Source organism: Methanobrevibacter millerae, assembly GCF_001477655.1.
In the GTDB taxonomy this organism is placed as follows: Archaea; Methanobacteriota; Methanobacteria; order Methanobacteriales; family Methanobacteriaceae; genus Methanocatella; species Methanocatella millerae_A.
In genome coordinates this window covers 1,004,695-1,030,676 of the sequence record NZ_CP011266.1, presented here as the reverse complement: position 1 = coordinate 1,030,676, position 25,982 = coordinate 1,004,695, and the positions used below count along the sequence as shown (strand labels likewise).

Here is a 25,982-nt window from a genome sequence, read left to right as displayed (position 1 = left end):
TAATTCCATAAGTTTATTTAAAGGGATGGTGTTTTTTGTATGATTGATTTTGATCATGTTTTGGATGCCATCAATGATGTAACGCAGAAATCAGAAAAATATGTCATTGGAAATCATTTTACCGAACAAAGTAGCTTATCTTTAGCTGATTGGGCTACATTTTTGTCTTTTAAAGAAGATAAAACGTTACAATCAGATATAGAAAATTATATCCCCAATTATAAGCCGGAATTGGACATACCAAGCAAACAATTTATAAGTTCTCAAAGATCTTACATTAAACCCATCATGTTTCAAGATATTAGCAAAAGATATTTAGAATTAATAGATTATAAATATGATAATCAGACTTTTAAGACTTTTAAAGGGTTTAGATTATGTGCAGGTGATGGATCAGACTTTGAAATCCCAGATTTTCCCGAAACACGAGCAGAATTCAATATTAAAAATACTCCAAAATATAGAAAACCAGCAATGTGTAAATTCTCATCCATACAAGACGTACTAAACGGATTTATTTTAGATGGAACAGTAGCAGATTATAAAGCAGGAGAATTACCATTAATGCACCAACATCTCAAAGATGTAAAAAATATGATTGTTCCTGAGAAAACAATTTGGACATTGGACAGAGGATATCCAGCAATGGAATTATACGCAAAAATAATAGAAATGAACTCATATTTCATAGTAAGATTAAGAAAAGATAGTTATATAGAAGAAAGAATGAATATAAAACAAGAAGATTCACCCATTAGTTTAAAAATCACAAAAGACTGCCTTAAAAAATTCCATGACCCCGAATTAAAAAACATTTATTCTAAAAAATGGACAATAAACCTGCGAATAATCACAATAACAAATAAAAATGGTGAAAAATACTCATTATTAACAAATATTCCAAAAAAAGTACTAGGCACCAAGGAAATAGGAGAAATTTATAAATTACGATGGGGAATAGAAACAAATTATAATACAATGAAAAACAGAATATATATTGAAAATTACAGTGGAAAAAGACGAATATGCATCGAACAAGACATATACAGTAAATTTCTAAAATTCAACATATTCCACTACCTCAAAATCAAATTCAACAAACTCATAAAAAATAAAAAAGAACAAATCGGCGATTATAGAAAATATCAAGTAGATCAAGCCAATTTAATAAGAAACTTAAAAGATAAACTACTTTTAATCCTACTTTCAAAATCGCGAAAAATACAAGAAAAACTGATGAAAAATTTCCACAAATCCTGCATGCGATATCCAAATAGAGTAAAGAAAAACAAAACAACACCCAGAAAGAAAAAAGTTCGCAGATGTTACAACATCCAATACCAACCAACATAAATAAAAACGAAATAACTTAAAATAAAGGAGAAAAAATCATGAATCAAAATTCACCAACTTGACGACATTGATTAATTTTATATATTTTAACTCCATTATCTTCAAATATTTGTGAAAATGTTACATTATCATTAGATAATGAACTTAAATCCTCTTTTGATAGAATATATGTTATATTCAATTTTTTCATATCCTGAGTATTTAAGCTTACAACAACATGGTCCGATTTTTCCAAAGTAGTTGAAGAAGGTATTTCAATAACTGTTGGGAATGAATTCTGGAAAACTATTTTTAAATGAGCATATCTATTATAAGTATTATAACTTTGATTTGTTGGGTCTAATTTCGAGAATAAATCGAAATTTGGATAAATATTAACAGAATTTAATGTATGCGCCCCAACACCAATAATTTCATTAATAAACATTTCATGACCTTCAACAACCCATATAGCATTAGGATCACTCTCCACAATATGTGAAACTTCTTGAATAACCGGCTGATTATAATAATAATCAACACCAGATTCTACAGGGTTTGCAAAACCTCCGCAGGCTAATGAAATAACTATTACACAGCATAAAAATCCAAACTGTGCCTTTTTATTTTCACCACTATTCAATATAAAGAAAAAAGCTATTCCAAATAATATAAGTGCTACAATTAACATTGGAATAGAATAATATTTAGTTCCCATAAAGTAAAAATCAGTGCCTAAGATTATACCAACTAATAAAAAACTTATAATTAAACTTTTTTTGGAAAATAATCCTTTTAAATAAGTAATAGGTTTTAATAAAGCCAATGAACGGATTACTAGGAATAAATCGACTAATGTAATAATGACTAATAATCTTGTACTCATTGACATGCTTAAAAGAGTAACTTTTCCAACGATTTCTGGGAAAGTGAATAAATAATAAGCTAAAAAAAACAAATATACTGCCATTAATAAATGTAATAATAAATCTTTTTGTTTTTGTACAAATTGTACTATTAAATAAAGAATTACACCTAATGGGAAAAATGAAACGAAGTATGCTAAACTTATTTTTATATTGAGCTGGTCTGGAGTTAATGAATAAAATAGTGTTCTCATGTAATCTAATAGATATGTAGGGTTTGCAGCACCATAATATAGGTCAACTCCGCCAAAATATTTTCTTCCTCCAGGATAATAGGTATTCATCGTTGTAATTAAAGCATCCCAAGATTTAGTTAAAATATAAAATAAACTTATTGAAAATATTGCTAAAAATACAATTACATGTATTAAATCCTTTTTTGAATAAGTAAATTCTTTCCAATTTTTATATATTACCCATATTATTAGAGCTAAAATTATATAAGCAATTGGAACTTGCCAGGCAGGATAGACAGAAATAGTATATGAAACACCACAAATCGCGATTAAAACTGAATAAATTAATCTGTTTTTAAATTCACTATCAATCATGAATTTATTAAGAAGTATTACAGCCAATTGACCAAATACAAGCATTTCAACTAAAGAATTTACACCAAACCACCATTGAACTAAAGGAGATAAAGTGATTAATAATGAATAAGAAAGAGATAGTGTTTTATTTTCATTTGTAATTAACATTCCTAATTCAAAAGAAACTAATAATAATGCAATTAAACGGCCAATCCAATAGAAAGAAAGTCCCATACCTTTTGGTAGGAATAAATAACCCCAAAAAAATGGACGAAACAAAGTAGCAATATCTAAAACAGGTTGTCCATAGAGTAAAAACATATCAGTAGGTACTGACCGTACAATATCGCTAAAATAAGCAAAATTACTATAGTACTGTGAAAGTGCAAAAGGAGTAGAAACACTGAATTCATCACCATGAATTAAAAAAGGAATCCCAAATAAAGATTTATGTGGATTTGCTGATAAATTTAATAATCCTAATGATGATCCATGAATTTGGAACAGAACACATACTGCAAAAATAACAATTCCAAGTAAAAAACGATATTTATATAAAAATAAAGACATTTTATATCTTAAATCTTTTTTGAAAAGAATAGTAAATACAATAAAAAATATTATTATTAATAAAAACAAATGTTTAAACGAAAACATTTGAAAAACTAAATTTATTGCATTAAAATTACCGCCATTAAAAATTTTAGAAGAATTTTCTAAAATAACGATATAACATTCACTTAAAAATGAAAAAAATAATGTGCACATCAATATCAATAAAATTTCTTTTTTATTTAGGTTTAAATAATCCAAATCCATATTTTCACGTTTTCTTTCATTGATTATCTCATATGAATATTTATTTTTAAAAGTATATATAGTAATCTTTTATAATTATAGTTTTGGACAAAAAATTTTTTAGTTAAAGTCTATGAATTTTTTAATCCAATTTTTATAATATGAATCATTATTTACAATCCTATAAAATTCTGTTTCGAATAATTTTTCCATGAATTCTATCGTGTCAAATAAATAGTTTGCCATATGTTTTTTTATGGATTTCCAGACTTGTTCTATTGGATTTAAGTGAGGAGAATGCACGGGTAAATGAATTAATTTTATATTTAATATTTCAGATGCTTGAATTACTAAATTGGCTTTGTGAACTGAGTAATTATCTAATATCACTACAATTTTTCTTTCTTTTTGTAGATTGTTGATTAGATACTCTTTATTTAGTGATTTGATGAGTATTTCTTTTTGAATATTTTCTATGTTTGTGTGTTTTTCAGGATTTAATTTGTTTGCTTTATTCTTTATTTTTACAAGGAATTGTTTTTCAGAACTATTATTATTTGCTATAAATTCATTAAATTCATTTTTTAATATGTCTATTGTGTTTTCAGCTTTTAATTGATTATATATTTTAGTTTCGTCTAATTTCGCATCGGTCAAAATATTTTTAAGTTCAGATATTAAATCTTCATTTTCACAATTGACAATTCTAAGCTGGATTAATGATTTTATTTCCTCAAATGTACGAGTATTTGGTTGAAATAGGATTAATGAATTGCCATTTGTTGCTTGATATCCATTTGCGTTTAATTTTATTCTTGTAGTTATTTTTGTCTGCCTATTTTTTGTTCCCAATAAATAGTATAATCGACTTGTATTATCTTTATTTTGCACTGCTGTCTGATCAGCGAACACTAAAATCTCTTTTTCCAAATCTATTTCTTTGGTGTTTTTTTTAGTTGTTCTGAAGCATTTTCTGGCGCTTCAGTAGGAATAATATATGGTTTTCCATATCCGAAGCCTAATCTCTTCATTATTCTTCTAATTTGTCTATCACTGTAAACAACACCGAATTTTTCGATTATTTCATGTTTTACTTCTCGAACACTTGTTAATTGTTTATTTATTATGTTTTCTTTTAGTTTTTCAAATTGTTTTTCTGATAATTTTGTTTTTCGTCCAGATCCTTCTTTTCGAAGTAATCCATCAAATCCTTCTTCATTCCAAGCTTTTAACCATGCATGGCCAGTTGTAATTGTTTTCCCACGTTTTTTTATAGCATATTTTACTGTTTCGCCAGCATATATGTCTTCAATAAATGTGATTTTTTCATAAAATTCGACATAACACTTTAAATCCGCTTTAACTTCATGAATTTTAGAAAGTGGGATTTCTTTGTTAATATAAGCATTCCTACTCATATTAATATTTTAGTCACATTTAATATAAATATTTTTTGTCCGAAACTTATATCAAAAATTTCTTAAATTAACAGGGTTGTAAAATGTCATAAAATATAACTTAAAAAGAAAATAAACAAAAAAGTAACTTTAAAATAAATAATATAAGATAATATAATTTAAACAAAAAAAGAAAATAGGAGTTTAAATATAAACCCCTTTAAACAAATTATTCTTTCCTACGTCTCAATCCTACACCAGCAATCAACAATGCCATAACTAACATAACAAATGGATTGCCTGTTGCTTTGCTATCCGCTTTGATTTGTTTAGCAGGTTCATTATCGCTAGCGTTTTCAATAGGTTTTTTATGTTCAACGACTTCAACAGTTACATTGTCATTGGATAAATCAGGATTAACAATCTCCTGGTCACAATCAACTATTACAAAGTTGGTTATATTTCCCGCCTTAGTTACTTGTACAACAATGTTAAGGACTCTTGTTTCACCAGCACTTAAAGTTCCAATATTCCAAATACCAGTGTTAAAGTTATATTGTCCGTTTCCATCATCTGAAAGATATTTTAATCCGTCAAGTAAATCTTCATATACTAAAACGCCTGTTGCATCTGTAGTGCCTCTATTAGCAATAGTTATTGTATAGACAATTGTATCGCCAACATAGGCTTTTGTTGTGCTTACGGTTTTAGCAATTACTAAATCCGCTTTGGAATTTTTGGCATTGATTGTTGCATTGCCTGTAGTTCCTTCAGGATTTTCTCTGGATTTTACATCAACAACGTTTGTAATTTCACCGTCTCTGTTCACCCTAACCTTAATGGTTAAAGTTTTGGTTTCATTCACATTGAGTGAATCAAATGACCATACGCCGGTTTGCGGATCATATTTACCTCCACTATTGTCAGATATATATGTTACTCCATCAGGCAATTTGTCATTTGCAGTGATTCCTGTTGCATTAGACGGACCTTTGTTTGTAACTGTGATTGTATATTCAATAACATCACCGACATTAGGTTCAGTTTCATTTGCAGTGACTTCAACGTCCAATTCAGTTACAGGTTTTACATTCAATGTTAACTCATCATGATTGTTTGTGAGATTTGAATCATTTTCATGAGAAGCAACATCCCCATCAACGGTTATATTTCCGTCATGGATTACGCGAGCCTTGATGGATGCGCTGACCTGTTCACCAGGACCTAATGAATCAATTTCAAAGCTTCCGTCCTCGTTGACCCTCAAGACATTCATTAGTGCATATCCTAAAAGGTCTGAATGGAAAACAATTCCATCAGATTCGATTGAAATTATTGACAATCCGGTTAGGAAGTCCCTGTTCAATTTACCTGTGATTTCAGTTGCAGCTGAAGGGCCATGATTTATGACAGTCAAGATTAAAGTGATTTCACCATTGATGTAAGGTGTTGAATTGTCAACGCCTAATGTAATGGCAACATCAACAAGATCACTGACATGTATTGGAGTTCCGCCAGTAGCGTTTGTTTTGTTTTCATCGCAGGTAACGTTAACGGAATTGGTTAAATCGCCGCTTCCTACAGCTTCACAAATTACTTCCACAGTGATATTTTCACCAGCAGCTAAACTTGTAACGTTCCATGTTAACTTATTGTCAACAACAACACATTCAACATTACTGGAGATGAATCTTAAGCCATTTGGCAGTTCATCAACGACAACAACATTGGATGCATCGCTTGGACCGTTATTTGTAACAACAATATTGTAACTGACTCTGTCTCCAACAAATATGTCAGAAGCATTAGCAGTTTTAACAACAGTTAAGTTAACAGCAGGTTTAACATCTACCTTATCTGCAGTAGTATTTGAAGTTGAGTTTTCACTGCAGGTAACATTAGCGAAGTTAACGGCAGAACCGTTACTTACTGCAATTACAACAACACGAACACTGAGTGAGAAGTTACCTTCCAATTTATCAAGTGTCCATTTTACATTTTGACCATCATTTACATAAGTGCCGTTAGCGGAAATGAATTTCACGCTTTCAGGCAATACATCTTCAATTACGACATTTGTAGCATTACTCAAACCGTTGTTTGTAACAGTTATTGTAAATTCAATCTTATCTCCAACATAGGCTGAAGTTACATTTGCAGTTTTAGCTATTGTTAAGTCAACGTCCGGTTCGACAGGAATATCATCAGATGAATTAGTAACATCAGTATTATTTTCACTGGCATTAACACTGACAACATTGGCAAATGTACCATTGGTTAATACACGAACAACAACGCTGACAGTTGCAGATGAATTGGAATCAATGGAATCAATAGTCCAAGCCACAAGGCGAGTATTCACATCATAAGTAAACTCACCAGTAGCATCAACAAATCCAAACGCATCATTCAGTACATCACTAACAGCAACACCAGTAGCCCTACTCAAACCGTTGTTTGTAACAGTGATTGTAAATACAATCTCATCACCAACAACAGCGCTGGTCACATCAGCAACTTTTGAAATTTCAAGTCTGACGTCAGGCTCAACAGTAATGTTGTCACTTGAAGCATTGAAGTAAGTGTCATTTTCCTTAGCTTTAGCAACAGCAGTATTTTTAAATGTACCGTTTGTTAAAGCCTTAACGACAAGAGTGACTTCTGTAGATGTACGGGCTGCAATAGAGCTGATATTCCAGGCAACAGTACGGCTGCCAGTATCATAACCACCGTCATTGCTGGAGCTCACATAACCGAACTCTTCACCCAAAACATCAGATACAAGCACATTTGTAGCATCCTCTGTTCCTACATTAGAAATTGTAATTGTGAACTTAATAACGTCTCCAACCATTACAGCAGAAACATTGGAAGTTTTAGTCACATTTAAAATGACCACATTTCTAACGATAATTACCTTTGTAGCATTGGATTCAGTTCTATTTTCATTGGATGAAACAACAGCCTTATTGGTGTATGTACCTTCTTTTGTAGCGTTTACAATGACATAAACCTTTACGGTTTCATTAGGAGCAATGTTTTCAATGTCCCAGTAAACAAGGTTTCCATAACGTCCACTATTTTGAGAAGCGTTTACATATTCGAATGCATCAACAAGATCATCAGATATTCTGACATTTGTTGCATTGGATTTGCCGTTGTTTGTTACTGTTATCGTAAAGTTAATTAATTCTCCAACTTTGACCTGGTCAAAACTAGAATCTTTTACAATATCCAATTTGACATACGGCACAACACTAATGTTTTCGCTTGTAGCGTTTGCTGGAGTTTTATTCTCATCGGACTCGACAGTAACAGTATTGGTAAAAGTACCATTGGCCAAAGCAGTGACTACAAGAGTAATTTCTGTAGAACTTTCTGCTTCCAATTTATCAATTGTCCAGCTTACAATGCGAGTATTAATGTCATAATCACCGTCATTTGTTGAACTCACATATCCAAACTCATCACCTAAAACATCAGATATTTCAACATTTGTTGCATCAGACAATCCGTTATTGGTAACAACAATTGTGAATGTGACATTATCACCAACTTTAACTGCATTAACATTGGCTGTTTTGGTTATATTTAATCTTACATCAGGATTAATAGTCACATTTTCTGAACTTGCGTTAGTAGGAGTTTTGTTTTCATCAGAAATTACAGAAGCAACGTTTGTGAAATTACCTGCAGAAATAGCAGTAACTGTCACATTAACCTTAACAAACTTATGTGATTCAATGCTTGGAATAGTCCAAGTCACATTGCGTGTATCACGATTATAACTACCTCCGAATTTCCACTCAAAGGCTTCATCCAAAATATCCCAGATAACCACATTGGTAGCGTTGGATTCTCCACCGTTATTTACAGTAATGATGAAAGTGACATTTTCACCGACTTTAACAATATGCTTATCAACTGTCTTGATAACAGTGAACCCAACACTTGGATCAACAGTAATATTATCACTAGATCCATTAGTAACTGTTTTATTCTCATCGGATTTAGCAAATGCAACATTACTACAATTACCAGCAAACATGGCAGTAACATTAACAGTAACAGACATAGATTCACCGGCAGCAATTTTACCAATAGTCCAAGTCACATTATGAGTATTAGCATCATAATCACCACCATGTTTCCATACAAATCCATGGTCTAAAATATCCCAAACAACAACATTAGTCGCATCAGATAAACCGTTATTCTTAACAGTAATAGTAAACTCTACTACATCACCAACGACAGCTTCAGTAACATTAGCCTCTTTAGTGATATTCAAAATAACGTTAGGAACAACAGTCACATTATCACTAGTCTTATTAACAACAGTATCATTATCCTTACTATTAGCAAATGCAGTGTTAGACAAATTACCGGCAGAAGTAACATTAACCACCAAAGTAACAGTTTCAGACTTACCTGCAGCAATACGGGAAATAGTCCAAGAAGCATTACGTGAAGCATCAACATACTTATCAGCACCACGAACATATTTCACACCAGCAGGCAAAATATCCCAAAGGTTAACATCACTAGCATCAGACAAACCATTATTGTCAACAGTAATTGTATATTCTATTAAATCACCAACAACAGCTTCAGTAACATTAGCCTTTTTAGTGATATTTAATTTGACATCTGGATTAGCAGTGACATTGGTAGCATTCTTCTCCACATCAGTATCATTCTCTTTAGCTTTAACAACAACAGCATTAGTAACATTACCATCACCAATAACACGAACAGTTAAAGTTAAAGTAGCAGAACCACCTTTAGCGGAAACAGAACCAATTTCCCAAACTTTAGAAACATTATTCCATTCACCATCATCAGTCTCTGCTTTAGTAACAACAACAAGATCAGACAACTTCTCAGTCACATTAACACCAGTAGCAGTAGAATTACCATTATTAGTCACAGTAATAATATAAACAATACTATCACCAACATAAACACTATCAATATTACCTTCGACCACTTTTGTTATATTTAATCTTACATCAGGATTAGCAGTCACATTAGTACTATTAGCAGGGACATCAGTAACATTTTCAGTTGAATTAGCAACAACAGCATTAGCAACAGTACCGTTTGAAATAACTTTAACAGTCAACCTTAAAGTCTTGCTTTCAGTAGACTCAATAGAACCTACATTCCAAACCTTAGTCATATTATCCCAATTACCATCACCAGTAGCACCAGTAACAACAACAAGATCAGACAACTTCTCAGTCACATTAACACCAGTAGCAGTAGAATTACCATTATTAATCACAGTAATAACATAAACAATACTATCACCAACATAAACACTATCAATATTACCTTCGACCACTTTTGTTATATTTAATCTTACATCAGGATTAATAGTTATGTTATCTGTAGATGCATTAGTTGGAGTTTTGTTTTCATCAGAAATTACAGAAGCAACATTTGTGAAATTACCTACAGAATTAGCGGCAACAGTCACATTAACCTTAACAAACCCATGTGATTCAATGCTTGGAATAGTCCAAGTCACATTGCGTGTATCACGATTATAACTACCTCCGAATTTCCATTCAAAGGCTTCATCCAAAATATCCCAAATAACCACATTAGTAGCGCTGGATTCTCCACCATTATTTACAGTAATGATGAAAGTAACATTATCACCGACATAAACAATATGCTTATCAACGGTCTTGATAACAGTTAATCCTACACCCGGTTTAACAGTAATATTATCACTAGATCCATTAGTAACTGTTTTATTCTCATCGGATTTAGCAAATGCAACATTACTACAATTACCAGCAAACATGGCAGTAACATTAAAAGTAACCTGTGTAGATTCACCGGCAGCAATTTTACCAATAGTCCAAGTCACATTATGAGTATTAGCATCATAATCACCACCATGTTTCCATACAAATCCATGGTCTAAAATATCCCAAACAACAACATTAGTCGCATCAGATAAACCGTTATTCTTAACAGTAATAGTAAACTCTACTACATCACCAACGACAGCTTCAGTAACATTAGCCTCTTTAGTGACATTCAATCTAACATCCGGCTTAGCAGTCACATTAGTACCATTAGCAGGAACATCAGTAGTATTCTCAGAAGAATTAGCAACAACACTATTAACAACAGTACCATTACCAATAACTTTAACAGTTAATCTTAAAGTAGCAAAAGCACCATTACCCGCAAGAGTACCAACTTTCCAAACTTTAGTGACATTATCCCAACTACCAGTAACAGTATCAGCACCAATAACAACAACAAGACCAGACAACTTCTCAGTCACATTAACACCAGTAGCAGTAGAATTACCATTATTAGTCACAGTAATAACATAAACAATACTATCACCAACATAAACCTCAGTAACACCACCATCAACAGTCTTTGTAACATTTAATCTAACATCCGGCTTAGCAGTCACATTAGTACTATTAGCAGGAACATCAGTAGTATTCTCAGATGAATTAACCACAACAGCATTAGCAACAGTACCATTTCCAATAACTTTAACAGTTAATCTTAAAGTAACAGAAGCACCATTACCCGCAAGAGTACCTACATTCCAAACCTTAGTGACATTATCCCAACCAGTACTATCCCAACTAGTAACAACAACAAGATCTGAAAGCTTTTCAGTCACATTAACACCAGTAGCAGTAGAATTACCATCATTAGTCACAGTAATAACATAAACAATACTATCACCAACATAAACCTCACTAACACCACCATCAACAGTCTTTGTAACATTTAATCTAACATCAGGTTTAGCAGTCACATTAGTACTATTAGCAGGAACATCAGTAGTATTCTCAGAAGCATTAGCTACAACAGCATTAGCAACAGTACCATTACCCACAACTCTAACAGTCAAAGTCAAAGCAGCAGAAGCACCATTACCCGCAAGAGTACCTACATTCCAAACACCAGTATCATTATCCCAAATACCATCACCAGTAGCACCAATAACCACAACAAGATCAGACAACTTCTCAGTCACATTAACACCAGTAGCAGTAGAATTACCATCATTAGTCACAGTAATAATATAAGCAATAGTATCACCAACATAAACCTCAGTAATATCTCCTACAACCACTTTAGTAACATCCAAACGAACATCCGGCTTAGCAGTCACATTAGTACTATTAGCAGGAACATCAGTAACATTCTCAGTAGAATTAGCCACAACAGCATTAGCAACAGTACCATTACCCACAACTTTAACAGTTAATCTTAAAGTTTTAGAACCTTTACTTTCAAGAGTACCTACATTCCAAACTTTAGTAACATTATTCCAACCAGCATCACTAGCACCAGTAACAACAACAAGACCAGACAACTTCTCAGTCACATTAACACCAGTAGCAGTAGAATTACCATTATTAGTCACAGTAATAACATAAACAATACTATCACCAACAAAGACCTCAGCAACACCACCATCAACCACCTTAGTAACATCTAATCTGACATCAGGTTTAGCAGTCACATTAGTACTATTAGCAGGAACATCAGTAACATTCTCAGAAGAATTAGCAACAACACTATTAACAACAGTACCATTACCAATAACTTTAACAGTCAACCTTAAAATCTTAGACTCCGTAGAACCAAGAGTACCCACATTCCAAACCTTAGTCACATTATTCCAACCAGGATCACTAGCACCAGTAACAACAACAAGATCAGACAACTTCTCAGTCACATTAACACCAGTAGCAGTAGAATTACCATTATTAGTCACAGTAATAACATAAACAATACTATCACCAACAAAGACCTCAGCAACACCACCATCAACCACTTTAGTAACATCCAAACGAACATCAGGATCAACAGTCACATTATCACTAGTACCATTTGTTTTTTCCTCATTTTCAGTACAGTTTGCAAAAGCAATATTGGAATAATTACCTGCTTGTTTTAATTTAACAACCAATTCAACAGTCACTGGAATTCCAGGTTCTATTTTCTCAATTGTCCAAGTAACTATATTAGATGCAATAGTGCCTCCATGAGTAGAAGAAACATATTCAAATGCACTGTTAAGCTCATCAGTAATGATTACATTAGTAGCATTGCCATTTCCTGTATTATTTACAGTTATAGTGAACTTAATTTCATCACCGACAATGGCTTTTATAACATTAACCTTTTTAGTAACATTCAATTCTACAAATGCAGACTCATTTACATAAATGGTTACATTACCGCTCCCATAGGGATTTGTCAATTCTGTTTCATTAATTTTGGTTATATTAGCGTAATTTGTAATATTTCCAAAGCCTTTAACCCTAACTTTAAGAACTAAAGTCGTTGTCTGATTAGAACCATAGTTTTCAATATACCAAATAACAGTTTGATTACTGCAAGGAGTACCGTTTACCTCCAACAATTGCAATCTGTCATCCAATATATCAGTAATTGTAATATTCAATACTGGAGGATTTGTATATGCTACATCAGACTGAGTATAATCAGTTTTATCAATGTTTGTTACTGTAATTGTGTAATTGATTATATCTCCAACTTTTGGTGTTGTATTAGTTACTGTTTTATTAACATTGATTTCAAATTGGCGGACTTTGATGTATAATGTCTGATAGTCAACAGTTGAACTGACATTATGCTGTTCAAAGTCATTGTTTGAATACATTACATAGTCTATACTGCGGAATGCAGTTCCATTATGACTGAATTTACCATCATCAGCTTCACCACTTACAGCATCAACAGAATTGTAATATACAGTTCTTTTTGAAATTTCATGGCCTAAGGTATAGTTTTCATCTGCAGTTTTATTATGATAACGTTCCAATGCAGTTGTTAAATTAAGACCTTGACCTACAAATGGCTCATCAGGGTTAGTTATATAAAAGTCCATAATAACCCAAGTTTCAGGTAAATAATCTTCACCAGCAGTGGATCCCTGATGGGAAACTTTGGTTTTTGCCCTGTTTTCACCATAGAGATCAAATGGCTTGTTTAATCCCCACCAGTTATATTCAAGAGAATCTACTTTATCACTGGAAAATGCAACATCACATGACTGTCCCCATTGAACATGTGAATTGTTTAGAATTGTATTGTATTGAATAAATCCTGTTTTTGTAAATATGGCCTGACCAGCATATTGCGCCATATTATCAACAAAAATGTTTTCAATAGCTTCTGTATGATTTTCTGAAAATATTGCGGCACCTTCTCCAGCATGACAGTGGGTGAAGTTACTGCGATATGCATAAGTATTATTAGCATATATTGCTCCACCATAATCCTTATTGTCAGAACTGTCTACATTATAGAATAAGGAATCACTTACATTAGCAACATTTGCATGGATAGCAGCACCAAAAGCACCAAATCCAGTAATATTTGTAAAATTGGAATTCTCAACAGTTACATAATTACCAGTTAAAGCACCATGTTCACCATTAAGTGAATATACATCATCAACGATTGAATCCTTAAATGTGATATTTTGCTTTGCATATACTACAAGACCATGAGTATTACCTTGTCCTCCATATACAGTACTGTTTGAGAATGTGGAGTTTTCAACATATGCATTTTGACCAGCATAAATATCTCCACCATAACAGTCTTGACCTGAAAATCCATTTTCATAAAATTCACAGTTTTTAACTGTGGCATTTGAATGGGTACAGACTATCAGACCTGTAGATGAAGCTTCAAAAGCATGGTTATGATTCAAAGTACAATTTTCCATGAATAAATTGTCTTCTGAAAATACTGTACCATTAAATACACCTCCCTTACCATAAGTTCCAATAACATTTGAGTTTGTAATATTCAATGTTGAATTGGTACCTATGACTCTACCATTTAGATGTGCTCCACCAGTGTTATTTAAGAAATTAGTGTTGTTTACAATAGTTCTGCCTTCACCGAATGCACTACCATGAGTGTTATTGAAGAAAAGTGAATCATATATATCTAAAGTTCCTCCAACATATAATGCAGCATATTGTTTTGCATTGTTATGAGTGAAATTAGAGTTGTAAACTTCACCATTACCTTTTGCATGGATAGCTCCACCTACACTGGATGAATCAAGCAGGCCTAAATCAGTTTTAGTTAAAGTTGAATTTTTAACACGAATATTTCCTCCAGTATATATTACACCATGGGCATTGGTACTTACCATAATAAAACTATCAACAGTAGAATTTTCCATGTTGACATTGCCTTCAGCATAGATAAAACTACCATCTCTATTATAACGTTGCATTCCACTACCATTAGCATATGAATTGAAGAAATCAACATCACTTTCAGAATAGATTGCACCACCAGTTTCAGCAGCATTAACGCCAAAAGTAGAGTTTTCTATTGTAACTTTACCTTTTGCATAAACAACACCCCCTTTGTAATCAATGTTATTATCATGCAAACCATTATTAGTGATGTTTTTACAGTTTATAATGGTTACTGATGAGTTAGTAAAAACAACAGAACCTTCTTTTGCAAAATTATCCTTGATTGTTGTATTTTCAATATATACATCACCATTTGCACAGATAGCTCCTTTTGTAAGTACAGAATAACTGTCTTCAACACATCCAGTTATTTCAGAACCAATTATTGATACTCCACCGTGAGTATATACAGCACTACCTTCACCAGCCATACCGCCAGTGAATGTTGTATTTGTAATAATTAAATCATCACTTCCAGTTAAATAAATAGCTCCTTTAGATGAATCGGAATAATATCCGCAGGTATCAATAGTTGAATTGTCTATTGTATTTACTGATTTAGCATAAATGACACCACCAACATAAGCCATGTCACCCCAGAATTTTGAATCCTCAATTGTGTCTATTTTACCATTTGTATAAATTACACCACCATTTTGTGCATAATTAAAATCAAAAGTAGAATTTTTTATAGATGTTACAGAATCCGGATTTGCAATATAAATTACACCACCAGAACCTTTTTTATCTTGACCATTTTGTGAAAAAGTAGAATCTTCAATAGTATCTATTCCACCTTCAGTATAAATTACCGCTCCTTTATAATCATCACCATAAGCTTTGTTATCACTAAATTGAGAACCTCTAACGGACACACGCCCTGTTGTATATATTATTGAAGAAGTGGCAACCCAATTATTACTGAATGTTGAATTAATAATATTCACATCAGCGGTTGAATATATTACACTACCATTTGCATTTTGTACATGTTCCATCCATCCTTCTGCAGGTTTGATTTCTGTAAATGTACAATCTTCAATGTTCAATCTTCCTTTTGAAGTTATTGCAGGATAAGCAACAAAGTCTGCAACACCATTTCCCACTTTATAAGCAGCTTTTGTAATTGTCAAGTTTTTCAAAGTAACGGTTACATCTTCAGATATATTAAATAATGAAGATGCACTAGCACCATCAATGACAGCACCATTACCGTTTATTATCAAGTTCTTCGTTATGTTTATTCCAGATTTTGGATCACCATCATTATATCTATAATTATATCCAAGATTAATTTCAGCACCATCAGCGGCTTCTGAAATAGTCTGATTTAAATCAGTATATGTTTTGGTTTCACTAGGCGCTGAAAGAACACTGTCTTCAGCACTAGCCAAAACAGTCACATTTTCAGTATTATCACTAGCACATACAAATTGCATTGAAAATAATGCGATAATACATAAAATCATGATAAAATATTTTTTATTTTCCAAATTATCACTCCATCAAATATATTTCAACTCTCCAATACGATTCTTGTAATTTAAGGGACTTTTCATATGACCCCCTTGCTAATAATCATACTGTGTATTAGTCTTGAAATTCCAATTCTTTCAATGATTCTCTCATCGAAACTGACGAATAAACATTTATCAACCCATTTACTTTCATGAAGTTCAACCCCTTTTGAAGCTGAACTAGGATTTTGACTTTCGCTTAATACAAAAATTTCAATTAATTTATGCATTACATCGTTAAGTTTCAATTTAATCCCCGTTTTTTATTAATTAACGAGAGCCGAATCAAATTAAACTTAATAATCGAATCAAGAAAAATAAAATCAATTTAATCACCACAAAATCCTATAAGTAATATAGCCGATTATTTTCATGCGTTAAAAACGTGAGTTATAACCAAATTATTTGACTATATGCATTAATAAAGCACTAAACCAAATTATACCAATCATAATTTTTTGTTAATGTAAATTAACTCGAAATTTTGATTCATACTAAATTTAATATAAGATTTGCTCATCAAATGATTATAAATCAATATATTTTTACTTAAATTCTTTTTAAATTGAATTAAAAATAAAAAGAAAAACAATTCCAATACTTTAAAAAGTAAAAGAGCCTTGTGATTTTCAATTTAAATTTAACTTTCAATTTATTTTAGCTAATGAGTCAAAAATAGCAATATATGTACTAAAAAAAGCATGAAAATGACATTTTTTTAATAAATTTATAATACTCCAATCAGGCTATAAATGACTCATAATTAAAGTTTGTTAATAAAAGTATATAAAAATAATATATTAATTAAAAAACACCATTTAAAACCTAAATTTATTAAATAAATGCTCAAATTGGATAAAAATTACCATAATCATATATTACCCAGTCAGTTCATTATTTAGCAAATGTTAGAAAACAGTGCCGTCCACATATAAAATAATATATAAAAATATTAAAAAAATAATATCAAAAATGCATCAAACATCAATATAAAGGATAAAACACCACAGTTTATAAAAAAATGAAAATGAAAAGTTAGATTAATCAGAATTTTTAGATTCTAAAAACTCATTTTGTACCTTGACAACCTCAGCACTTGTATCAGCTTCAGAATAACTTTCAAGCAAGTCATGATTCAGCTCCAGAAAGGTATGTCCCCACTTGAAACCGTTTAAAATATCACGTGCCTCATCCTTGAAGCGAGTGATGTATAAAGTGGCCGAAATCGCCTCAACAGTTGATAATATGCAAGGCTTTCCATAGTTTACAGGGTTTGTCGCTATGAGAAACGGAAGTGATCTGTGGTATTTGGACAGAGAAAAGAATTTTTTGGAACTTGACACCTCGTTCCAGGAACAGTCAAGCCCCACAACTCCCCTCCTTTGTACGAATCTGTAATCTTCGTATGAAACAGCCTTTTCAGCATAGGGATTCAATACAACAGCTCCGCTGGGAATCCTATTTATATTATAAACAAGCTTGCATTTTCCCATCTTTTCCATCTTTATGGAAGTGCATTTCTTTCTGTCGCACTCGTTTGCATGAAAAACTGTTATTCTCATTTATGTACCTTGCTGTAGTGCAGAGTAGTTTCCTGCCTTGATTTGGTGAACCATGTCCATCTGCTTTTGGAAATCAGCCTGTGACATACCGTACTGATCATGCAATGCAGGCACATTGCTGCTTTGCTTTAAGTTTACTGTCTTGAGCAATGGCTCAACAAAATTAACATATGAATCGCCGAAGGTGTTTAATGTGAAATTAACCTTTTTCAAATCAGCGAATATTATGTGGATAATATATCCCTGAGACTCTTTTTGGCATTCACATATTACAATTCCCATTGACTCGTTTGAAGTAACGTTAGTTGTATTGTTGACTGAAGGTACAGCCTCACCGAAGTAGATATTCCAGTTATTTCCATTGAATGAACGGTGTTCAGGTCCTTTAACACCCTGGAGCTGATATATCTCCATCAAAGCGGATGAATTGTCAACGGTTGTAAGGTTATATGTAACATTGTGTTCATTGTCTGTAAATGATGCCACATATGATTCATTGGTATTGGCCTTTTCAGCATTTCCGGCAAAAGCTCCACTCATGAATTCAGTGTCAAATGGAGTGGATATTTGATTTTTATTATTAAGAGCGCCTGTAGCAAAAACAATGCCTATAATGGCAATTATTACTACAATAACTCCTATTATTATCATGTTTTTTCTTTCCATTTATTGAACTCCGTAAATTTTTTTTAACAATAATAATTTATAATAAAAGTATTTAATATAACTTTACTTCAAATATATAAACGAGTGATGAATATGGATAATAAAGTTCGTGGTATTTTAATCGGTAGGATGCAACCTATTCATAAGGGCCACATTCAAGTCATAAAAAAAATATTGGAAGAAGTTGATGAGATTATCATAGGCATAGGCAGCGCCCAGTTAAGCCATGAATTGAAAGATCCTTTTACTGCTGGTGAACGTGTTGTTATGGTTACCCAGGCACTGGCTGAGGAAAACATTGATCCGGGAAGATTCTATATCATTCCCATGGAGGACATTAACTTCAATGCAATATGGACTGCACATGTAAAGATGATGACTCCTCCATTTTCAATAGTCTATTCAGGAAATCCTTTAGTCAAACAGCTTTTTGAAGAGGAAGGATATACTGTCAAAAATCCTCCGCTATATGACAGGCTTCATCTGTCTGGAAGCGAAGTGAGAAGAAGAATGCTGGCCGGTGAAAATTGGCAGGAGCTTGTTTCTGATTCAACCATTGAAGTCATGGAAGAAATCAGAGGTGTTGAAAGGCTTAAGAACCTGTCAGTTAAAGAAATCAGTGACCTATAACAATAGTTATATACCATTACAATAAAAATAATAATGAGGTTATCAATATGGTTGTCAAAGTTATCGAAGGAAAAGAAGACAAAGTAACAATCCCAGATTTACTTGAAGACATTAAAAAAAATACTAAAATTGATTATTGTGGAGCTATTTTCACTTTTGAAGGAATAGTGCGTGGAAAAGAAGAAAATATGGACTTGGAAAAATTGATTTTAACCACTCCTGACAAGGAAACTACAAAAAAGGAAATAGAAGCAATAGTCGAAAATGCAAAAATCAAATACAATGTGGCTGAAATTTCTGTCGTCCATTATCTTGGCGAATTCTACACAGGAGACAGCCTGTTTTTAGTGGCTGTATTGGGCAATCACCGTGGAGAAACATTGGATGCTCTTAAAGAAGTCATTGAAAAAGTCAAATATGATGTAGAATTCAAAAAAGAGGAAATTTCCAAACAAGGAACTAAAACAATATTAGCCGGAGGATAACGTGAGTATTATCCTAATAATCAAGTTGTTAATACTATTTTTTGCAGTTTACTTTACAATAAAGCATCTAAAATTCATAATAGTATTAATATTGATTATAATAATTTTATTTATTTTGCCTAGCTTTCTAGGCTATTCAAGTTTAATTTAAAAAAAGAGATTTTTAAACTGGATATATTCCAGTTTATTTACCTACAATTACTTCAGTTGATTTAATTAAAGCGCAAACATCATCGCCTTCTTTTAAACCTAACCTTTCAGCAGACTCTTTAGTAATCACAGCAGTGATAACATCAGGATTTTCAACTTCAATTTTAATATTTGCCATTACAGCACCTAATTCAACACCAGTTACTTTACCTTTTAATTGATTTCTAGCACTAAGTTCCATATTAATACACCTCTAAAATTTATTTACCTACAATTACTTCAGTTGATTTAATTAAAGCACAAACATCATCGCCTTCTTTTAAACCTAACCTTTCAGCAGACTCTTTAGTGATAACAGCAGTGATAACTGAAGGTTCTGACACTTCGATTTTAATATTTGCCATTACAGCACCTAATTCAACACCAGTTACTTTACCTTTTAATTGATTTCTAGCACTAAGTTCCATATCAATACTCTCCTTAAAAATTATCTATTTATTTACCTACAATTACTTCAGTAGATTTGATTAAAGCGCAAACATCGTCACCTTCGGTTAAACCTAACCTTTCAGCAGACTCTTTAGTGATAACAGCAGTGATAACTGAAGGTTCTGACACTTCGATTTTAATATTTGCCATTACAGCACCTAATTCAACATTTGTAACTTTTCCTTTTAATTGATTTCTAGCACTAAGTTCCATTAAAATCATCTCCTATTAGTTGTATATTAATATGTTATATCGAATTGTATATAAATGTTTTGGTTTTTTGAAAATTAAGAATTTTAAAAACGATTACCTGAAATACTTCATATCGATAAAATCGAAATGAAATAATATATTAAAGAGTATGGATAAAAATAAAAACATGAAAATAGAACTTGAATCAATCGGGACAATACATACAGAATTTACCGAAATAGAAGGAATGCCAATTCAACCTACAGGTGCAAAAGGCATTAAAGGAAAACTCATTATAAAAGATAAATATGCTGATGGTTTAAAAGACCTGGAAGACTTCTCACACATCAATATATTATATTTGCTTCATAAAGTGAATGGATATTCTCTCGAAGTAAAGCCGTTTATGGATAACAATACACATGGAGTATTTGCAACAAGATCTCCTAAAAGACCGAATCGTATAGGTTCATCAGTTGTAAAAATAGATAAAATTGAAGGAAATACCGTATACATATCCAATATCGATGTATTGGATGAAACACCACTATTGGACATCAAACCATATGTGCCCCAATTGTATGAAGACACCATCGATGAGTTAAAAATAGGATGGTTTGAAAACAATCATAAAAAAGCAAAATCACAAAAGTCAGATGATAGATTTAAATAGGAAGTTAAAAAACTTCCCTAAAAACTCTTTTTTTATTCCAATCCGTTGATTGCAGCTACAATCAGTTGAATTGTTGATTCGACATCATCCATGCTGCAGACACTTACAGGAGTGTGGATGTATCTTGTAGGAACTGATAAAACACCGGTTGGAATACCTTCGCGGGTCAAATGGATTGCGGTACCGTCAGTTGTTCCGCCGTCACTTACTTCCAGCTGATAATCGATGTCGTTTTCATCTCCTGCATTAACAAGCAAGTCTTTGACTGATTGCTGGGTCAATATTCCACGGCCTGATGCGTCAGCCAAAATAATAGCTGGACCTTTACCCATTACAACAGGAGCCTCTTCAGGTTTGATTCCAGGATGGTCACCGGATAATGTTACATCAAGTGCAATGGCCAAGTCAGGATTTAATTTGAATGCTGATGTTTTAGCTCCTTTTAATCCTACTTCTTCCTGGACTGTTCCGACACCGTAAACGGTAGCTTTGGTGTCTACTCTTTTTAAAACTTCCATCATCACATAGCATCCGACACGATTATCCAATGCCTTACCCATAATCAGATTGTTAGGATATTCTTCAAACAATGCATTGAATGTCATCTTATCTCCGATACGGACCATCTTTTCTGCATCTTCCTTATCCTTTGCACCAATATCGATGAACATGTCATCTGCTTTGACGACTTTGTTTCTTTCTTCAGGTTTGGTAACGTGAGGTGGTTTTGAACCTATTACACCGACAACATTTTCCCCAACACTGCTGTGAATTGTTACAGTCTGGTTCATCAACATCTGATCGTTGATTCCACCAATGCATGAAAATTTAATAAAGCCGTTATCATCAATATACCTTACCATTAAACCTATTTCATCCATATGGGATGCCAACATAACAGTAGGTGCCTTTTTTGAACCTTTTTTAGTAGCAATTATATTCCCCATACTATCGCGTTCAATAGTATCGGCAACATCATTTAATTCTCTTTCAATAATTTTTGCTATTTCTTCTTCGGAACCAGATACCCCTGGTGCTAAAGAAAGTTCTTTCATTAATTGCATCTTATCACCATGTATAGATTTTAAATTTTTTAGTATATAAAAATTATTTTAATGATTTAATCCTATTTTTTGCAACATTTCTTACATATTCGTTCTCATCATTTAGAGAAACATCCTTCAAGACTTTAATACTAACTATCTTCTTAACACATGCTTCCCTTACTCTCCAGGATTTGTCTGATTGTAAAATATCTGTCAGCTGCTTTTGACTTCTAATTTTGGATATACAGCGGACATTAATATCCTCATGAATGTTCTGCTCATAGATTTTTATAATAACTTCCTCATTGTCAATCTTGTTTAATGCCTTAAGGCTGAATTCCAAATCCTTATTGGCCAAAATTATTTCAACCAATACCTTCAAGTCATCGATATTATCAAGAGTATCCTTTCTGACGGATTCCAATTTTGCCTCATGCAATATCTTTACATATGCATCTTCAGAGTCAATGTGATTCATTGCTTCAAGTGCAATGTCTTCATAATCAGTATTGACAGCAATTTTAACAAAATCATCTTCGGAAGTTATATTTGGATTTGATACTGCATGGGATCTTACAAATGGATCATCATCATTCAATGCAATGCCAACCAATTGATTAGAGTCCGTTATTTTTTTAACTGCAGTCTGGCGGGTAAATCTGTCCGAATCGGTTTTTGCCACCTTTATTAGGATTTCATCATCATCAATTTTTTTAATAGCCTCGCTTCTCACAACGCTGTCCTCATCGTTTAAGACTATTTGAGACAATACATCCTCATCATCTATAATCTTTACCATGTCAAGCCTTACATCGGATTTTCCTGAATTAAGTGCAATATTTTTCTGCAATTCCTTATCGGTTATCTTTTCAAAGATTATGTTTCTTACCTTTGCATTGTCTTCCTCTTTTGCAATCTCAACCAGCTTGTCCTCATTGGAAATCTTATTTATTGCAGCTATTCTCACTTCACTGTCTGAATCGGTCATTGCAATCTTTTTAAGAGTGTCCTCATTTGTCAGTGAATCCTTTAAAACGGCATTTTTTCGAATGACCTTATCATTGGCATTGAAAATCAAATCTGACAATATTTCCTCATCATGGATTTTTTCAAGAGCTTCCTTTCTGTATTTCTTGTCCTTTGCATTGATTGCAATATCCTTTAACGTTTCTTCGTCTTCAACCTTGTTGAAAATCTCGGTTACATGTTCGGATTTCTTCTCGTTAATTACCACTTCAGCAATGGATTTGTTGTTTTCACCCAACCTTTCATATGCAAAGCTTCTGACATCATAGAAATTGGAATTTTCTGCAGCATCCCACAAGAGGTTTTCATCCTCAATTTTATTTGCGGCAATAAGCCTGATTGCACGATCTTTTACGTTTTTTGCCAGGTCAAGTGCAACATACTGATTTGTAATATTGTTTGCTGCAACAGCCCGTTCATTCCTGTTTTTGCTGTTCATTGCAATTTCCTTCAGCTGCAATTCAACTTCCGGTATTTCAATGTCCTTTGGAATTTCTTTTGGCTTTTTTTCCTTTTTATTTTTTTAAATCTATCAAATAACCCCATTTTAAAGCACCTATTCGTAATTAACCTCTTCATACATTTTCATGAGAAAATCAGCTAGAGAAACAATATCCTGTCTGTTATGTTCTATTATTGGAATCATTGGTCCAATGTTTTTTTCACTGAGATAAGTATTATAATAACCCGGAATATACTGTCCGGGAACGTCATCAACCCTTTCAATGCCGAATTTATATTTTTCAATGGTCTGGAGTTGACAGTTCGGCAGGTCATCCCTCCATAAATATTTTGCAAAATACATCAAATCTATATGGGCCAAGTCAAAATCAACGTCAATCCTGTGATAGTTAAGCTTGTTTTTTATAAAAGGCACATCAAATGTCTTTCCATTGAATGTTACATGAACGGAATCCTCATCCAAATGTGAAAAGTATCCTTTCAAAACAGCAATCTCTTCATCCAAATCCCTCAGGAAATACTGTGATGATATTATCTTATTTCCCCTAATTTCTGCTACGCCTATCAGTATTATCGGAACGTTTGAAAGACCCAATGTCTCTATATCCATAAATTTGAAATTTTCACAATCAGGAATGCTTATGCATTTAATCAGATTGTCCCTGCAGGACTTTCCATATTTATTACGGTTCAGTAGGTCAATAATTTCACCAAAAGACATGCAGTCAATATTCTGTGTAAATTCCAGTGCATAACTTCTGTAGGAATCATGGTTTAAAAGTGATTCAATAGTATCGAATCCCTGGCTTTTCAATTTCTGCTCTGTCTTAATGCCTATTTTTGGAAGCAGCTTAAGATTGTGATTCATCAAATTTTTGAAGTTGTTTTCAGCAAGCCTGAAATCAATCTTTTCTTTTTGGACGATCTCTAACGTATCTCCGTAAGGAGTTTCTATTACTTTGCTCCCTTTAATGTCAGTCAACTTCTTATCCTGATATTTTTCAAGAAGCTGCAGCTTTAAGTCATTATAATAAGCCGGAGAAACTTTCCTGTACTCATCAAATGAAAAGCTTTCGGAACTTGGCGAAGTCTCAAGTATTGACTTCAACATATAATTTTCATGTTCTAAATCCTGCATCAATTTATAATTATATAATGCATTGAATATAAAAATTTTCAATAAACCAAACTTGATTTTTTATAAAATATATATACTAAGAAATTCATATAATATAACTGGCTACTTTTCAGTAGCCAGAAATGTAAATTAAAACAGCCAAACTTTAAAATTCATTTCTCTAAAAAGCTTGTAAACAAGCTTAATTAGGTAGGTAATGCCCATTACCTGCCTAATATTAAAAAACCACTTTTTTTATTAAAATCTTTTTAAAATAATAATTTCAAAAATATCAAGAAAAAGTTTATATGAATTTCTATACATATAATTACTTTAAGGAGATTATTATGAAACTTAAATTAGGAATCATATATGGAGTATTGATTTGGGTAGTGACCTATATAATTTCAATCATAGCTCAGCCACTACTATACGACAATAATGCATATACCAATTTAATCATGCCCGCAATCATTGTCATAGTTACCGGATTTTTTGGAATCCTCTATATAAGAAATTTCAATAAAAATGAGGTAATTGAAGGATTTTTGGGCGGGATAGTGTTCATAATAATAGATATAATTTTAGACTTTATTTTCTTCACAGTACTAAACTTTAGAAATGATTTTATGTCAGATTACCCTATACACATTATTCTAATGTCAGTTATACTGCTAATGATACCTACATTTTTAGGTTATCTGGCACAGATGAAAATAGAATTAAAATAAAGA

At 32.5% G+C, this 25,982-nt stretch carries 18 protein-coding genes; 5 read left to right on the top strand and 13 right to left on the bottom strand.

Annotation, left to right across the window (positions count from 1 at the left end; genetic code table 11):
- Nucleotides 1-39: 39 nt before the first annotated feature.
- Nucleotides 40-1,353: an IS4 family transposase gene (locus SM9_RS04575; protein ID WP_058739016.1), complete on the top strand. Its 1,314-nt coding sequence runs from the start codon at nt 40-42 to the stop codon at nt 1,351-1,353.
- Nucleotides 1,354-1,396: 43 nt separating this feature from the next.
- On the opposite strand, the gene SM9_RS04570 is transcribed toward SM9_RS04575, so the two are convergent.
- The 7 genes from SM9_RS04570 to SM9_RS04540 form a co-directional block, all read right to left on the bottom strand.
- Nucleotides 1,397-3,361, bottom strand: a complete 1,965-nt coding sequence (locus SM9_RS04570; RefSeq protein ID WP_157064661.1) for a DUF7657 domain-containing protein — start codon at nt 3,359-3,361, stop codon at nt 1,397-1,399.
- Between the two features lie 348 nt (nt 3,362-3,709).
- Nucleotides 3,710-4,519, bottom strand: coding sequence for a transposase (locus tag SM9_RS04565; RefSeq protein WP_198144436.1), 810 nt, complete (start codon nt 4,517-4,519; stop codon nt 3,710-3,712).
- Nucleotides 4,520-4,521: 2 nt separating this feature from the next.
- Nucleotides 4,522-5,007 carry a helix-turn-helix domain-containing protein gene (locus tag SM9_RS04560; RefSeq protein WP_058739013.1) on the bottom strand — a complete coding sequence of 162 codons (486 nt, stop codon included), beginning with the start codon at nt 5,005-5,007 and terminating at the stop codon, nt 4,522-4,524.
- A 208-nt stretch (nt 5,008-5,215) separates the two neighbouring features.
- A complete protein-coding gene (locus tag SM9_RS04555; protein ID WP_157064660.1) occupies nt 5,216-16,702 on the bottom strand; it encodes a CARDB domain-containing protein in 11,487 nt (3,828 codons plus the stop codon).
- 86 nt (nt 16,703-16,788) lie between these two features.
- Entirely contained in the window at nt 16,789-16,998 is a 210-nt protein-coding gene (locus SM9_RS04550; protein WP_058739011.1) for a hypothetical protein, read from the bottom strand.
- A gap of 792 nt (nt 16,999-17,790) precedes the next feature.
- Nucleotides 17,791-18,312, bottom strand: coding sequence for a DUF367 family protein (locus SM9_RS04545; protein ID WP_058739010.1), 522 nt, complete (start codon nt 18,310-18,312; stop codon nt 17,791-17,793).
- Nucleotides 18,313-18,978, bottom strand: coding sequence for a hypothetical protein (locus SM9_RS04540; RefSeq protein ID WP_058739009.1), 666 nt, complete (start codon nt 18,976-18,978; stop codon nt 18,313-18,315).
- A gap of 93 nt (nt 18,979-19,071) precedes the next feature.
- On the opposite strand from SM9_RS04540, the gene SM9_RS04535 reads away from it, so the two are divergent.
- Together SM9_RS04535 and SM9_RS04530 are read left to right on the top strand one after the other, a co-directional pair.
- Entirely contained in the window at nt 19,072-19,608 is a 537-nt protein-coding gene (locus SM9_RS04535) for a nicotinamide-nucleotide adenylyltransferase (protein WP_058739008.1), read from the top strand.
- Between the two features lie 47 nt (nt 19,609-19,655).
- Nucleotides 19,656-20,093: a molybdenum cofactor biosynthesis protein MoaE gene (locus SM9_RS04530; RefSeq protein WP_058739007.1), complete on the top strand. Its 438-nt coding sequence runs from the start codon at nt 19,656-19,658 to the stop codon at nt 20,091-20,093.
- A gap of 184 nt (nt 20,094-20,277) precedes the next feature.
- Here SM9_RS04530 and SM9_RS04525 read toward each other — a convergent pair whose 3' ends face one another.
- The 3 genes from SM9_RS04525 to SM9_RS04515 are packed head-to-tail and all read right to left on the bottom strand — an operon-like array spanning nt 20,278 to nt 20,945.
- On the bottom strand, nt 20,278-20,484 hold the full coding sequence (locus SM9_RS04525) for a TOBE domain-containing protein (protein ID WP_058739006.1): 207 nt from the start codon (nt 20,482-20,484) through the stop codon (nt 20,278-20,280).
- 19 nt (nt 20,485-20,503) lie between these two features.
- The gene (locus tag SM9_RS04520; RefSeq protein WP_058739005.1) at nt 20,504-20,710 is read right to left on the bottom strand and encodes a TOBE domain-containing protein; all 207 of its coding nucleotides are present in this window, start codon (nt 20,708-20,710) and stop codon (nt 20,504-20,506) included.
- 28 nt (nt 20,711-20,738) lie between these two features.
- Nucleotides 20,739-20,945, bottom strand: coding sequence for a TOBE domain-containing protein (locus SM9_RS04515; protein WP_058739004.1), 207 nt, complete (start codon nt 20,943-20,945; stop codon nt 20,739-20,741).
- Nucleotides 20,946-21,111: 166 nt separating this feature from the next.
- Between SM9_RS04515 and tsaA the strand changes: the two genes are divergently transcribed.
- Nucleotides 21,112-21,597: a tRNA (N6-threonylcarbamoyladenosine(37)-N6)-methyltransferase TrmO gene (tsaA, locus tag SM9_RS04510; protein ID WP_058740308.1), complete on the top strand. Its 486-nt coding sequence runs from the start codon at nt 21,112-21,114 to the stop codon at nt 21,595-21,597.
- Nucleotides 21,598-21,629: 32 nt separating this feature from the next.
- Here the strand turns inward: tsaA and SM9_RS04505 are convergent, their stop codons facing one another.
- The 3 genes from SM9_RS04505 to SM9_RS04495 all read right to left on the bottom strand — a co-directional run bounded on the left by SM9_RS04505 (nt 21,630) and on the right by SM9_RS04495 (nt 25,272).
- On the bottom strand, nt 21,630-22,661 hold the full coding sequence (locus SM9_RS04505; RefSeq protein WP_058739003.1) for a M42 family metallopeptidase: 1,032 nt from the start codon (nt 22,659-22,661) through the stop codon (nt 21,630-21,632).
- A gap of 43 nt (nt 22,662-22,704) precedes the next feature.
- Nucleotides 22,705-24,129, bottom strand: coding sequence for a HEAT repeat domain-containing protein (locus SM9_RS04500; protein WP_232299180.1), 1,425 nt, complete (start codon nt 24,127-24,129; stop codon nt 22,705-22,707).
- A 96-nt stretch (nt 24,130-24,225) separates the two neighbouring features.
- Nucleotides 24,226-25,272, bottom strand: coding sequence for a ribonuclease H-like domain-containing protein (locus SM9_RS04495; RefSeq protein WP_058740307.1), 1,047 nt, complete (start codon nt 25,270-25,272; stop codon nt 24,226-24,228).
- A 323-nt stretch (nt 25,273-25,595) separates the two neighbouring features.
- Here SM9_RS04495 and SM9_RS04490 point away from each other — a divergent pair, with 323 nt between their 5' ends.
- Complete coding sequence (locus tag SM9_RS04490; protein ID WP_058739002.1) at nt 25,596-25,979, top strand: hypothetical protein; 384 nt, start codon at nt 25,596-25,598, stop codon at nt 25,977-25,979.
- Nucleotides 25,980-25,982: the final 3 nt, after the last annotated feature.